Here is a 13,245-nt window from a genome sequence, read left to right as displayed (position 1 = left end):
ATAGTTTTTCTTTTTTATAAGTCATATCATGTAGGTAAAGGGCATACGATGTTAGTACAAGCTATCCAAAGGGGGAAATAATAATGGAATACCAATATGAAGTAGATCAAGAAGTAGGGCAAACAAAAGAAGAGTTCATGCATGAAGATCAATGGGCAGACTCTCTTATTAAATGGCTTTTTATTTTTTTAATAATTGTAGGCATACCTTATACTGCATATGTTGTTGTTCAATTTATTCTCTCTTTCTAGTTAACTATTTTTTCTCTGTCAATTTAACTAAATAATTTTGAACAACATCCATAACAATTTTATATTCTTCATCTTTAAATGTATCGAATAATAAATGATAATCATTATAAATATCTAATAACCCATCAATAATTTCTTGGCGATTCGTCTTTACACTTACTTTTTTCGAATTGTTAATTGACTTCAATTTTCCTAAATCTAATTTATTCATACCCGCTTTATCTTGTTTCATTTTCTTCAAAATTGCATTTGCCGTTTGTGCATTGGCAAGTAATGTTAAATCCGATTCATCAGCTTCTAACCATTCACCATCAGTAATTCGTGACAATTCATATATAGTATCTTCCCATGCATCATTTTTATATCTCCATACTTCTGTACGAAAACCAACAATACGAAAAACATCTTTATCATATCCAGTTACTTGCACGAGATCACCAAACGTAAAGTTATAATTTAATTCAATCCACTCTGTGTCGCCCTTTTTCATTTCTTGCTCTGTAACATGCTGCAAAGTTTGTTCTACATAAAATCCATCGTGATTATTTACTTCGTATACGTAAACTCCATCTAAAACTTTCATATTTGTAACTTTCCCAACGGTTCCATATAGCGTAATCACGACTATGTCCCCTACGTTATATTTAGGTTGTTTTTTCCTTGCCATCAATATCTCTCCTTTTTTAAACGTCGTGATTTTGATAACAGTATATGCAACCTACATAAAAACGCTTATCACAGAAGCTTATATTCATAAATTTTTTCAATAAAAAAGTAGAATTTGTATATAACTTAAAAAAGCTAGTATTTAAACTAGCTTTCACTTTTCATTTATGTTCTAACAACAAGACGTATTGTAAATAAAAAAGCATAATGAATATTTCACTTCTTTCAAAGTAATGTATTCATTATGCTTTCATTTTCCTAAAACTTCATATCGTTATCTCTCTTGTATATATAAATCCCATGCATCATCAAATATAGACATACTTTCTAGCATTCCACTTAACTCTAAGTATGAACTAATTACATCATAGTCTTCAGATTGCTTCGGAAAACTTAAATCATCATACATCGCCTCTGCTAAATCTGATATTTCATTTTTAAATAAAGCTGCACGGTGCTTCATCATATAATGGTAAAATGTCTTTTTCAAAAATATTCCCTACCTTTCTAACTTGGGTACATTATACAAGGCAAAAAAGAAAAAAACCAGCATAAAAGCTGGTTAAAAGTCGAAATAATTCCTTTTTAATAAACGTGGTCTTCCCATCAACTCTTCGTATGTTAGTTGTTTTGGCAAATCTTTCGTATAAATTAAAAACAACTGATCTTCAATTTCTTTTACAGTATGGTCTGCTTGATAGTCCATTCCACATGAGGAACAAGTAATACATGGTGTCTCTTGGATTTCAATGGCTTTCGTACCATCTGGTAATTCCCAATATACAGTATTCAAGCTTTCTTTCGCTTCTGTACTGTCACACCACATACAATTCATACTACGTCACCCTCATTTTTTTTGTCATCATCTAACTTTGCTATTTGTGCTTGATATTTTTTATCTTTTAATTGATCACGCTTATCACGTTTATCTTTTAAAGAAGCATGCGTTTCATTGACTTCATAATCTTTGCGGCGATTCATACGTTGTAAATCATCTGGAACAAGATTAAATTTCTTATCACTCATCAATCCTGCAACGCCGATATCAGAACGTTTCTCTTCATAAGTCGGATAAATTTCTTTAAAGTAGCCTTCTGCTCTTCCTGGGATATAGTTTTCTGGTTCTGGATACGTTGTAATAACCCCTTCAAAGTTACGAAGAACAACTTTATCCGCACTTTGTGAAATTAAATAGTTTGGCTGAAGCGCAATTTTTCCGCCTCCACCCGGTGCATCGACAACGAAAGTTGGTACTGCATAACCAGACGTATGTCCACGTAAGCCTTCAATAATTTCAAGACCTTTCGAAACTGGTGCACGGAAATGACCGATACCTTCTGATAAATCACATTGATAAATGTAATATGGACGAACACGAATTTTCACTAAATCATGCATAAGTTTTTTCATAATTGGAACGCTGTCATTAATTCCAGCTAAAATTACAGCTTGGTTTCCAATTGGAACACCTGCATTTGCAAGCATTTCACATGCTAGTTTCGATTCTTCTGTAATCTCAATAGAAGTGTTAAAATGAGTATTTAACCATACTGGATGGTATTTTTTAATTATGTTACACAGGTTTTCTGTAATACGCTGTGGGAATACAACTGGTGCTCTCGTTCCGATACGAATAATCTCAACATGCGGGATTGCTCGTAAATTCTTTAATACATATTCTAAAATTTTATCATTAATTAGAAGTCCATCACCGCCAGAAATTAAAACGTCACGTACTTGTGGTGTTTCACTAATATAAGCAATCGCATCATCTAATTGCTTTTTCGGTACGCCCATTCCAATTTGTCCACTAAAACGACGACGTGTACAGTAACGACAATACATAGAACATTGATTCGTTACTAAAAATAGTACACGGTCTGGATAACGATGAGTTAATCCTGGAACTGGTGAATCTTCATCTTCATGAAGAGGATCTTCTAAATCATATTTTGTTTTATATAACTCTTCCGAAATCGGTACTGATTGCATCCGAATCGGACAGCGTGGGTCATCAGGATTCATTAGCCAAGCATAGTACGGTGTAATGTTTAACGGGATCGTTTTCGTTGAAATTTTAACGCCTTCTTCTTCGTCAGGTGTTAAGTTAATTACTTTCTTTAAATCATCTAAAGTTTTGATCGTATTCGTTAATTGCCAAACCCAATCATTCCATTGTTCTTCTGTAACATCTTTCCATAATTCAATATCCTTCCAGTGACGATTTGGTTTGTATACATCATGTAACATTGCTATTCCCCCTTTTTATACGCTCATCCTTTATATAAGCAATAATTATGCCAACTTCATATTCTTGATAAGTAAATGCGAGAAATACCCTATTATATAAGAGAATAAATATTTTTAAGTGCTGTACTAAAACGATATTTACTATCATATTCATTACTTGTTATATATGTAAACGCTCTTTTATTGGTGCAAACACACAAAAACCGCCGGTTATTCGGCGGTTTTGTCATACTTGCTCAGTTTATATTGAAGCGTTTGACGCGGAATACCTAACATTTTTGCTGCTTGCAAAATATTCCCTTCCGTTTCAATTAACGCTTGATCTATTAATTCCTTTTCCATTTGATGAAGAGCTTCCCTAAGCGGTAATATACTTTTCTTCTTCGGAAGTTTCTCTTTCCGAAATGTTCGTGGCAAGCAATTTGCTGTTAACGAATTCCCTTCTGTAATAATGACAGCATGTTCAATCGTATGCTTTAACTCACGAACATTTCCAGGCCATTGATAAGCTTGTAATCTTTCTTTCGCTTCCTTATCAATTTGAAGTACACCTTTTTTATAACTTTTATTATATTCTTTCAAAAAGTAAGACGCTAATAACAGTACATCCTCAGTTCTTTCGCGAAGCGGCGGGATATATAATGAAAACACATTTAATCGATAGTATAAATCAGTGCGAATTTTATTTTCTCTTAAACATACTTCTGGAGGCTGATTCATTGCAGTAATAACGCGAACATCTACTTTTCTCGTCTTATTATCACCAATGCGACGAATAACTCCATCTTCTAATACACGTAGCATTTTTGCTTGTAAATCGAGCGGCATTGAATTCAGTTCATCTAAAAATAATGTCCCTCCATCTACAAGTTCAAATAATCCTGCTCGTTCGATTGCCCCTGTATAACTACCTTTTGTCGTGCCAAACAGCAAACTTTCTAATAGCGACTCTGGCAAAGCTGCACAGTTTTGTGCAATAAACGGCTTATTTTTTCGTTTAGAAGCTTCATGAATCGCTTGCACAAATAGCTCTTTCCCCGTTCCAGTTTCACCATATATTAAAACATTCGCATCAGTTGGCGCTACTTTTTGTGCTAACTCTTTCGTCTGTTTAAAGCGGGAATCATCAGTTACAATTGTCTCGAATGCAACATGCTTTTTCACCGTTTTTTTGCTAGTCGATCGTTTTATTTTCGATTGTAGATCTACAATCGTATCAGTAAGCTTTTGAATAGTAGAATAATCTTTCGCAATTTCTACAGCACCAGCAATATTTCCATCTATTAAAATAGGTAACGTTGTATTGACCGTACAAACGTCTTCCCCATTTAAATTTTGGTAATGTTGAACTTGGTGTACGATTGGTTTTTTTGTATCTAATACTTTCATCAACGTACTTGTTTCTCTGGATAATGACGGGAATGCTTCTAATAAATGCTTTCCTAGCACATTTTCAATTTTAGATCCATCATGTTTTGCAGCAACTGTATTATAAAATATTGTAGTCCCATTTTCATCTACTGCATGTATGGCCTCATCTATACTGCCCAAAATCGCTTCAATGACTTCCTGTGTCGAAACTGCTAGCAATGTCATCCCCCCTTTTGCCGAAAATCCAGCAAATTCAACGCCGAATTTCCGGCACCCTCTGCGCGATTATAAGCATGACGATTCCGTTCTATTATTTTGATGAAATGTATATATATTTTTATTGCTTATTTATGGTTAAGTGAAACTTTAATCAGTGGGGCTTTATTATTAACCCGACTCCCACCTAACTTCTTTGCTTTACAGCCGAATTTTGAGGCGGGAGTCTTACTGCTTTCGAATAGCTGGATAAATCTTTCACCCATATATTCATATCTTCCAACTTATCAAAAATGTAGCAATTATTCGCAAGCCTTCCCGTATATGTATAGCCTAATTGATGAAAGGCTGCATTCATACCGAAAGATAGCGAGCGAGCAATTGTATAAGAACAAAAAATAGATTTTTCTTGGAGCTCTTCCTCCAATTTAATTAACAGACTTTTCATGAAACCATGTTTTCGATATTCAGGTAATGTAGCACAATTCGTTAATTCTGCATTACCTTCTTTCACGTTCATTTCAGCAGATGCTGTACTAATAATTTTCCCCTCGAATTCATAAACATAGTAAATTGTATCGTCTTCCTTCATCGTCTGCTTTACATAATTCCCATCATTTAAAGGTGTCGGATAAACTTCAAATACTTTTCCAAAGACAATTGCTAATTCTTCCGCATCCTCTTCTGTCGCTTTTCTTAACACAAATTCCTCTGGGACTATTTTTTCTTTCACTTCTTTTTCTTTTACACCACTTAAAATAGTATCTTCCTCAGTCCAATGAATACTATTTCGTCTTTCATCATTATGATATTTCACGAAGAAGTGCGCATCGTGCCCTTGAAAATAATGAGGTATCGTTGCTTCCAGTAAGAAACCGAAAGAGAGCCATGTTGAAACATGCTCTCCCTTTCCTTTAATAATACATTTAGTGAAAGAATGTTTCTGTGCTAATTCATCGATTGTTTGTATGATGCTTTCAACATTTCCTGTATAGTGATCAACTCTAATACGTTTATTAAAATAATCTAAAACCCCTTCTACTGTATAATGCTTTGTCTGTTCACTAAAAGATTCATAGTATTTCATTTTTTCACCTCACACCAATCTAGTAATGTACATGCAATTATTTTTGCGGCAGCAATCATTTTATCAACTTCTATATATTCGTTTGGATAGTGTGCTACTTTCGTCTCTCCTGGACCAAATACTATCGTGGGTACGTTAGCTATTTGTGTGAACAAACCTCCATCTGTTCCCCATGGCGAAGCTTCTATAATCGGCTCGTTCCCTTCGATTTCAACAAAGTTATGTTGAAGCGTTGTAATAAGTGGATGATTTTCTTCTAGTTCACCAGGAACCCATCTAGCCCCAAACCATTCTACTTCTACAGGATTTTTTACAAACCAACTATCCACATCTTTTAATTCACCAATCCAGCCCTCAAACTCTTCTTTTGCTGCCTCTATAGTCTCATTCGGCGCAATACCACATCTTCCTTCTAAAATTAATGAATCGGGAACAGAACTTGGCCAGCTTCCCCCTTCAATTTTCCCAACGTTAATTGGAATTGGAATCGGAATCCCCTTAAATAACGGATCTGTAATTCGACCATTTCTCTTCTCTTCTAATTTTCTCAAATGCTCTACAACAAACATACTTTTTTCAATTGCACTTACTCCTTCATAACGTGTACCACCGTGTGCTGCTTTTCCTTTTATATGTAGACGAAACCACATTGATCCTTGTTGTTTCGGAAAAAACTTCATATTCGTCGGCTCAGGAATAATAACACCATCTGCCTTATATCCTCGTAAAATAGTGGCTAATGTTCCTGCCCCACCGCTCTCTTCTTCTATTACACTTTGAAAATGTATATCACCTTTTAGTTCAATACCAGATTCAATAATCGCTTCCATCGCAAGCATAAGTGAGACATTGCCGCCTTTCATATCTGTTGTTCCACGTCCATATATGCGGTTTCCTATTTTCTCTCCACTATATGGATGATGGTCCCACTGATTTACATCCCCTTCTGGCACGACATCAATATGCCCGTTTAAAATCATAGATTTCCCTTCGCCACTTCCTTTTAAAGTCGCTACAATATTCGGGCTATCTGTAAAACTTGTACGAGGTGATACGAAATAAGGGTGATCTTTCATTTCATTAAAAGCAGGCTCCCAAATATCAAGATCTAGACCTAACTCACGCAACTTTTCAATAACAATTGCCTGCGCACCACTTTCATCACCAGATACGCTCTTTTCTTGAATTAATCGTGTTAAAAATTTTACACTCTCTTCTTCATGACCCTCAATATAATCACAAACTTGTTTTTTTAATTGCTCCATATATTACAACTCCCCTCACTCAATTACTAGTAAATTTGAGCTTATATGAAAATCAGCTGTCGTATGTCGTTTTACATCTTCTACAGTATATGGACTCATTAATTCTTGTAAGACAAGTCCTCTTTGGGTCACTTCCATGACAGCCATGTCTGTAATAATTAAATCTACACATTTTTTCGAAGTTAATGGCAATGTACATTCCGAAACAATCTTTGCATTTCCGTATTTATCAACATGATTCATCACAACAACGACCCGCTTCGCTTTTTGCGCTAAATCCATCGCTCCTCCAATACCTGGAACGCGTTTTCCTGGTACAATCCAGTTCGCTAAATCACCATTTTCACTTACTTGTAACGAACCAAGTATCGTAACATCAAGTAATCCTTTTCGAATCATGCCAAACGCCATGCAACTATCAAAATAACTTGCTCCTGTAATAAGAGATGTTGGTAAACCAGCTGCGTTACATAAATTCTCATCTTCATTCCCTTTACTTGGCGTTGGTCCCATACCAACAATACCGTTTTCCGCATGAAACATAACATTCATATCTTCTGGCAAATGATTCGGTACAAGCGATGGAATTCCAATACCTAAATTTACAAGCATACCATTCTGAATTTCTTTCGCTGCACGTCTTGCAATCTTATCTCTTACTTCTACGCCCATACCCATTTCCAATTCACTCCTTCCGATGGCACAATATAATTTACAAATACACCTGGGACGACAATTTCTTCTGGATCTAAACTTCCAAGTGGAACAATTTCTTCTGCTTCTACAATCGTTATGTCACCAGCCATAGCTACGTGTGGATTCATATTACGAGCACTTTTATCAAATACAAGATTGCCAAACGGATCCGCTTTTTTCGCATATACAATTGCGACTTCAGCCGTTAAAGCTGTTTCAACTAAATATGTCTTTCCATTCATTTCAACTGTACGCTTTCCTTCTTCTACAATCGTATCAACACCAACGTCAACTAAAATACCACCAAGCCCTACACCACCAGCGCGAATACGCTCTGCGAGTGTTCCTTGCGGAGAGAATTCAATTTGCAATCTTCCTTCATTTAATTGTCTTCCCGCATTTGGATTTGACCCAATATGAGAAGTAACTAAAGATTTAACCCTTTCATTCGTAACAAGACGACCGATTCCTACATCAGGAAATCCAGTATCATTTCCTATTAAATTTAAATTTGTAATGCCTTTATCTAAAACAGCTTGAATTAAAGATGGAGGGGATCCGATTCCTCCAAATCCCCCAAACATTAATGTCATATCATCATGGAACAAAGAAATTACTTCCTCTATTTCTTTTAATTTACCGAATGTATTTGTAATAGTTGTCATGCGATACTATGCCCTCCTTTTTGCATCATCTCTTCCACGCTCTTTACAAAAATTGAAAGTAATTCATCTAACTCGGAATATGTAGTTGTCATTGGTGGTGCAACAAGCAGTGCACTATCCTCTTTTCCTGCTTGCCCTGAAACAGCTTGGTATAAGAGCAGTCCATTTTTAGCAGCAACTGAAATAAGCTCCGACGCTTTTGTAAACGGTTGCAATTCTATTCCAATTAGCAATCCTTTTCCACGCACATCGGCAATGATTGTCGATTGTTGCTGAACTTTCTGCAAACCTTTTAATAAATACTCTCCCTTTTCTGCTGTTTTTTCAGGTAAATTATGTTTCTCCATATATTCAATAACAGCTAAAGCCGTTGCTGCAGACAATGGATTTGCACTAAGCGTATGCCCGCTCATTACAGAACGTGATCCACGTAAAATTGGCTCCATAACACGGTCACTTACAACTGTTGCTGCCATTGGTGTATAACCTGCTCCTAGCCCCTTACCAAGGGTCATAATATCCGGTTCTACACCCCAGTGCTCCATCGCAAACCATGCACCAGTACGACCAAGTCCAGTCATTACTTCATCCGCAATAAATAATATATCGTAATGACTACAAATATCTTTAATTACTTTATAGTATTCTTTCGGTGGGACAACCGCTCCTCCAGCAGCTCCGATAATCGGTTCAGCAATAAAAGCTGCAATATGTTCTGCACCAATTCGATCAATCGCTCTTTCTAGTTCAGTCGCACAAGAAAGTTGACATGTTGGATATACCTTTTGTACAGGACATCTAAAACAGTATGGAGCTGGAATAGTCGGATAATCTTCCAAAATAGAAACGAAACGTTGTCTGCGCAGTGGATGCCCAGACATAGATAAAGCTCCCATTGTAATCCCGTGATAGCTCATCCACCGTGACAAAATTTTATGTTTCCCTTGAATGCCACGCTCCTGAAAATGCTGAATTGCGATTTTCATAGCTGTTTCATTTGCTTCCGTACCACTATTCACAAAAAAGCTCCAGTTCAAATCTCCTACACATAAATCACTTAACTTCTTCGCTAATTTTTCAGCTGGTTCACTCGTAAACTGTGATCTATAAACGAAAGCGATCTCCTCTGCCTGTTTTTTTATAACTTCTGCTATCTCTGCTACGCCATGTCCAATACCTGCCGTAATCGCTCCAGACGAACCATCAAAATATTTATTTCCGTTTTGATCATACAAATACACACCTTTTCCATGTGAAATCATCGGATACGGCTGACCAACAAGTGGTTTAATTAAGTAATCGCGCATAGCGCTCCCCCATTTCTCCAATTTGTATATGTATATGAAGAAAATTGACGTTTCTTTCATAAAAAAGAATCCTCTGCAAAAGCAGTGAATTTATCAAAAAACTATTATAAAATATACAAATGACTGCTAAATATTATTTTAAAAACAGAAAATTCAGAACTAAAAATGAAGACCAACCTTACCTGTACGCTTAAATACCCCTTCCTGATTTAAGATAACAGCAAATTGAATATTTTTTTAATATAATATCAACTTTCCTCAATTGCTGACATTGTGTAAACTTCGACGAAACTCCCGTTATTCTCCTTCCTATTATCCTACTTTATATTGCATATTTTCAAACAAAATTCGACATTTTACTTCGCCTCATTTATCATAACTATTTCTTAACAAATAGTACCACCTGTTTAGAACAATAAAAAAAGAACCGATTAACCACATTAATCAGTTCGGCACGACGCTCTTTTATCGGTATTACCTTATCCAACGCATCACTAAAATTAATAGAAATACTCATAATACAAATCCATAATTCGTCCCACAGCCTATAGCACCAAATCCTCCATAACTTCATTCCCAATAACTATGGGAATATCCCCATCCCAATGGTTCCACTCCTTCCATCAAAGTCAAACTACCTTTCCTTTATAATTTATGTAGGACAATTATCGATTTGTATGTGTGTTTGCCTATAAATAAAAAAATCCCCATTTAAACTTTTCCTTCTAGAAAGGCAAGTTTTTTGCATAACCTCTTTCTAGCTTCGCATATATTTGTAATGATGATAAAGGAGGAATGTTCATGACTCAATCCGAAATTGAAAAATACGGCCAAGAAGCTGCACGTTACGAACAGCTCGCTCGTTACTATCAATATAGCAATCCTAAAAGATATGTAGAACTCTATATGAAATACTATGATGCAATTACAAAACTTGTACAAGCATATGAAAAGAGAGATTCACAAGAAGCGACTTTACCGTCACATATGAGAATCTTCCACACAGCTCCCCATACACCAGCAGTTGATATTATAATAAACGGACAAAAGGTTATTAAAAATATTTCTTTTAAACAATTCAGTCCTTATTTATCATTAGTGCAAGGTAAATACCGTATTGATATTGTCCCTGTCGGAAACGAAACTCCAATATTTTCAGCATTAGTACCAATAATGGGGAATCACACTTATACCCTTGCAGCGGTCAATAGCGATAATCATCTCCAATTACAACCCCTTCTTGATAATACTCATTTACCATCTGGTCAAGCAAAAATACGGTTTGCACATTTTTCACCAGACACTCCAGTTGTAAATGTAAATTTAAAAGATGGGGATCATTTATTTGAAAATGTACTCTTTAAGCAAATAACAGATTTTTTACAAGTTAGCCCTGGTACAGCAGATATTGAAGTTTCACTTGCTGATACAAAAAAAGTACTATTAACCATTCCAAAATTCAACGTTGAACCAAATACAATTTACACAATTTCAATAGTTGGTTATTCAACTGAGGATCCAAAATTAGAGACCGTTATACTTACAAATTAAAACAGTCTACACCATTCGCATGGTGTAGACTGTTTACTTTTGAAACGTAATTTGAAATTCTGTCCAATCGTTATCCGAACGACACAATATGGATCCTTTATGTTTTTCTACAATTTGTTTACATACAAATAGTCCAATACCAGTACCTAGCTTTTTAGTAGTTACAAATGGCTCAAAAATAGTCTCTACATTGTCTGCTGGAATCATAGGTCCATTATTTTTTATAACAATGCGAACAGCCTGATCCTCTTCAAATACATCAATGATAATTTTTCGCTCTTCTTTCACCGATTCAAGAGCATCAATCGAATTCATTAAAATATTTAAAACTACTTGCTTCACTTCACTCCGGTAACCAACGAGTGGAATAGGATACGGCAAATTCTTTTCAATCAAAACATTTGCATTAACTAAACTTGGATATAAGAATTGTATAATATCTTGAAATAAGTCATTTACCAAAAAACGTTCAGATTCATTCCACATTTCTTTTTTCGATACAAGTAAAAATTGCGAAATCCTAAAATTTAATTGATCTAATTCATGTGAAATAATATCTAAATACGATAGATTAGGGTGATCTGTCTTCAATAACTTTACAAATCCCATAATCGAAGTTAGCGGATTACGAAATTCATGCACAAAACTAGCCGACATTTGCCCTAGAATCGTAAGCCTTTCTTTATGTGTTTCATTTATATATTGCTGTTTTTCTTCTAAATTTCTCGATATAATTTCTGAGTATTTTAAAACGGTATAATAAATTAATTTGTCAAAACAAGTATGTATTTTGGCCATAATCGGTTTCAGTTCACGAGCACTTACATCCAATTCGCACATTGCTTCAAAAAGTTCATTTCTTCCCACATTTGCATTGTAAACAAAATCTCCAATATTCGCATCTGCCCCTGCACGCTCAATGGCAATTTTCTCACATAATGGCTGAAGATAATTAATGTCTTTATCTTCCATAATAAGTTCGATAATTAACTCTAATAAATTCGCTCCATTTTGAACTACCTCTTGTTTAAATGGATCTTTTTCGGAAATTATCATTTTGTTTTTCCAGTTCTCTACGAATTGGTGCCTGTTGTTTTTCAAGTGCGAACAAAATACTTCTTTAATATCCTTATCGATTGGAAAAACCTCCATTCCCTCCATTTCCATACGACGAATACCCTTTATATTTTGAATATTAACACAAAAAATACATTTCGTTAATAGATTTTTGTCACATTTTGTTAATTTCTGTTGATAAAATTTATTTTTCCTTACTTATTTAAATAAGTTGTATTCCTATATCCCTTTCCCCTTCTCATTTTTTAAATTATTTTCCTGTTCAAAACTACTTTTTTTTTGCATCCTTTTTAATTCTTGCGTACAATAAGAAGTGAAAGGTGTGAAAAATATGGTAAATAAAAATGTGGAAGACTATCTCCAAGAAGGCATATATGGCCAAAAGCAAAACAAACCAGAAGAACGTAATATGTACTTAACTACATTACGTGAGCGTGTAGAAATCGCTTTAACAATCGGTCAAGTAATGCAAAGTAATGTGTATACAGAAGTAACGGGTAACATACGTTCTTCTCAATCATTACAACTATTCCTAAATGGAAGCATTGCTTACCCACATTTATCAAAATACATTAAATTAGCAACTGAAAAAAATATTCCTTTTACAATTGTTCAAAATAAAGGTACTGAAACACCAATCGGTTTAGTACTCTCTCATAGCACTGCTGTAGATAAAGAACATATTTATGTCGAAGATGATATTTTCAAACAAGAAATGAAGTAAAAGGTACACTTGATTAAATGAAATCGTTCCGAGAAACGTAAAACAAACAATAAAAAACGAGTATGGAATCGTAAACATTTCCTGCTCGTTTTTTATTGCGGTGTTTAAGCTCGATCTAC

Annotated in this window: 14 protein-coding genes; 3 read left to right on the top strand and 11 right to left on the bottom strand. The window is 35.0% G+C overall.

Annotated features, from left to right (window positions below; translation table 11 throughout):
* Positions 1-83 precede the first annotated feature (83 nt).
* Entirely contained in the window at positions 84-251 is a 168-nt protein-coding gene (locus QCI77_RS11410) for a DUF3930 family protein (RefSeq protein ID WP_000456534.1), read from the top strand.
* A 4-nt stretch (positions 252-255) separates the two neighbouring features.
* Here the strand turns inward: QCI77_RS11410 and QCI77_RS11405 are convergent, their stop codons facing one another.
* The 10 genes from QCI77_RS11405 to QCI77_RS11360 all read right to left on the bottom strand — a co-directional run bounded on the left by QCI77_RS11405 (position 256) and on the right by QCI77_RS11360 (position 9,774).
* Positions 256-918 (bottom strand): hypothetical protein, encoded by a 663-nt coding sequence (locus QCI77_RS11405; RefSeq protein ID WP_002012647.1) that lies wholly within the window; start codon positions 916-918, stop codon positions 256-258.
* A gap of 273 nt (positions 919-1,191) precedes the next feature.
* Positions 1,192-1,407: a YozE family protein gene (locus tag QCI77_RS11400; RefSeq protein ID WP_002085796.1), complete on the bottom strand. Its 216-nt coding sequence runs from the start codon at positions 1,405-1,407 to the stop codon at positions 1,192-1,194.
* Between the two features lie 72 nt (positions 1,408-1,479).
* On the bottom strand, positions 1,480-1,752 hold the full coding sequence (locus QCI77_RS11395; RefSeq protein ID WP_002085797.1) for a YokU family protein: 273 nt from the start codon (positions 1,750-1,752) through the stop codon (positions 1,480-1,482).
* The gene (gene kamA / locus QCI77_RS11390) at positions 1,749-3,167 is read right to left on the bottom strand and encodes a lysine 2,3-aminomutase (protein WP_002012651.1); all 1,419 of its coding nucleotides are present in this window, start codon (positions 3,165-3,167) and stop codon (positions 1,749-1,751) included. Before kamA ends, QCI77_RS11395 begins: the two co-directional genes overlap by 4 nt.
* 210 nt (positions 3,168-3,377) lie before the next feature.
* A complete protein-coding gene (gene rocR / locus QCI77_RS11385; protein ID WP_353824933.1) occupies positions 3,378-4,763 on the bottom strand; it encodes an arginine utilization transcriptional regulator RocR in 1,386 nt (461 codons plus the stop codon).
* Between the two features lie 178 nt (positions 4,764-4,941).
* Positions 4,942-5,841 carry a putative beta-lysine N-acetyltransferase gene (gene ablB, locus QCI77_RS11380; RefSeq protein ID WP_353824932.1) on the bottom strand — a complete coding sequence of 300 codons (900 nt, stop codon included), beginning with the start codon at positions 5,839-5,841 and terminating at the stop codon, positions 4,942-4,944.
* The gene (locus tag QCI77_RS11375; protein ID WP_353824931.1) at positions 5,838-7,106 is read right to left on the bottom strand and encodes a peptidase; all 1,269 of its coding nucleotides are present in this window, start codon (positions 7,104-7,106) and stop codon (positions 5,838-5,840) included. Before QCI77_RS11375 ends, ablB begins: the two co-directional genes overlap by 4 nt.
* Positions 7,107-7,121: 15 nt before the next feature.
* Positions 7,122-7,784 (bottom strand): CoA transferase subunit B, encoded by a 663-nt coding sequence (locus QCI77_RS11370; RefSeq protein WP_002127246.1) that lies wholly within the window; start codon positions 7,782-7,784, stop codon positions 7,122-7,124.
* On the bottom strand, positions 7,769-8,467 hold the full coding sequence (gene atoD / locus QCI77_RS11365) for an acetate CoA-transferase subunit alpha (RefSeq protein WP_002085805.1): 699 nt from the start codon (positions 8,465-8,467) through the stop codon (positions 7,769-7,771). The genes QCI77_RS11370 and atoD overlap by 16 nt, the downstream gene beginning before the upstream one ends.
* Positions 8,464-9,774 carry an aspartate aminotransferase family protein gene (locus QCI77_RS11360; RefSeq protein ID WP_033708325.1) on the bottom strand — a complete coding sequence of 437 codons (1,311 nt, stop codon included), beginning with the start codon at positions 9,772-9,774 and terminating at the stop codon, positions 8,464-8,466. The genes atoD and QCI77_RS11360 overlap by 4 nt, the downstream gene beginning before the upstream one ends.
* An 801-nt stretch (positions 9,775-10,575) precedes the next feature.
* Between QCI77_RS11360 and QCI77_RS11355 the strand changes: the two genes are divergently transcribed.
* Positions 10,576-11,325: a DUF4397 domain-containing protein gene (locus QCI77_RS11355; RefSeq protein ID WP_002065232.1), complete on the top strand. Its 750-nt coding sequence runs from the start codon at positions 10,576-10,578 to the stop codon at positions 11,323-11,325.
* A gap of 33 nt (positions 11,326-11,358) precedes the next feature.
* On the opposite strand, the gene QCI77_RS11350 is transcribed toward QCI77_RS11355, so the two are convergent.
* The gene (locus QCI77_RS11350; protein ID WP_002031784.1) at positions 11,359-12,492 is read right to left on the bottom strand and encodes a BA2291 family sporulation histidine kinase; all 1,134 of its coding nucleotides are present in this window, start codon (positions 12,490-12,492) and stop codon (positions 11,359-11,361) included.
* A gap of 241 nt (positions 12,493-12,733) precedes the next feature.
* Between QCI77_RS11350 and QCI77_RS11345 the strand changes: the two genes are divergently transcribed.
* A complete protein-coding gene (locus tag QCI77_RS11345) occupies positions 12,734-13,126 on the top strand; it encodes a YueI family protein (protein WP_002085811.1) in 393 nt (130 codons plus the stop codon).
* Positions 13,127-13,245: the final 119 nt, after the last annotated feature.

Origin of the sequence: Bacillus cereus group sp. MG9 (assembly GCF_040459995.1) — a bacterium.
GTDB lineage: Bacteria > Bacillota > Bacilli > Bacillales > Bacillaceae_G > Bacillus_A > Bacillus_A mycoides.
The sequence above is the reverse complement of the archived record's forward strand: the minus strand, read 5'-3'. Positions and strand labels throughout refer to the sequence as shown.

Excerpts from the sequence above, each read along its gene's own strand:
- QCI77_RS11410 (WP_000456534.1), top strand. The coding sequence starts at position 84 with ATGGAATACCAATATGAAGTAGATCAAGAAGTAGGGCAAACAAAAGAA.
- QCI77_RS11405 (WP_002012647.1), bottom strand. The coding sequence starts at position 918 with ATGGCAAGGAAAAAACAACCTAAATATAACGTAGGGGACATAGTCGTG.
- QCI77_RS11395 (WP_002085797.1), bottom strand. The coding sequence starts at position 1,752 with ATGAATTGTATGTGGTGTGACAGTACAGAAGCGAAAGAAAGCTTGAAT.
- kamA (WP_002012651.1), bottom strand. The coding sequence starts at position 3,167 with ATGTTACATGATGTATACAAACCAAATCGTCACTGGAAGGATATTGAA.
- rocR (WP_353824933.1), bottom strand. The coding sequence starts at position 4,763 with ATGACATTGCTAGCAGTTTCGACACAGGAAGTCATTGAAGCGATTTTG.
- ablB (WP_353824932.1), bottom strand. The coding sequence starts at position 5,841 with ATGAAATACTATGAATCTTTTAGTGAACAGACAAAGCATTATACAGTA.
- QCI77_RS11375 (WP_353824931.1), bottom strand. The coding sequence starts at position 7,106 with ATGGAGCAATTAAAAAAACAAGTTTGTGATTATATTGAGGGTCATGAA.
- QCI77_RS11370 (WP_002127246.1), bottom strand. The coding sequence starts at position 7,784 with ATGGGTATGGGCGTAGAAGTAAGAGATAAGATTGCAAGACGTGCAGCG.
- atoD (WP_002085805.1), bottom strand. The coding sequence starts at position 8,467 with ATGACAACTATTACAAATACATTCGGTAAATTAAAAGAAATAGAGGAA.
- QCI77_RS11360 (WP_033708325.1), bottom strand. The coding sequence starts at position 9,774 with ATGCGCGATTACTTAATTAAACCACTTGTTGGTCAGCCGTATCCGATG.
- QCI77_RS11355 (WP_002065232.1), top strand. The coding sequence starts at position 10,576 with ATGACTCAATCCGAAATTGAAAAATACGGCCAAGAAGCTGCACGTTAC.
- QCI77_RS11350 (WP_002031784.1), bottom strand. The coding sequence starts at position 12,492 with ATGGAAATGGAGGGAATGGAGGTTTTTCCAATCGATAAGGATATTAAA.
- QCI77_RS11345 (WP_002085811.1), top strand. The coding sequence starts at position 12,734 with ATGGTAAATAAAAATGTGGAAGACTATCTCCAAGAAGGCATATATGGC.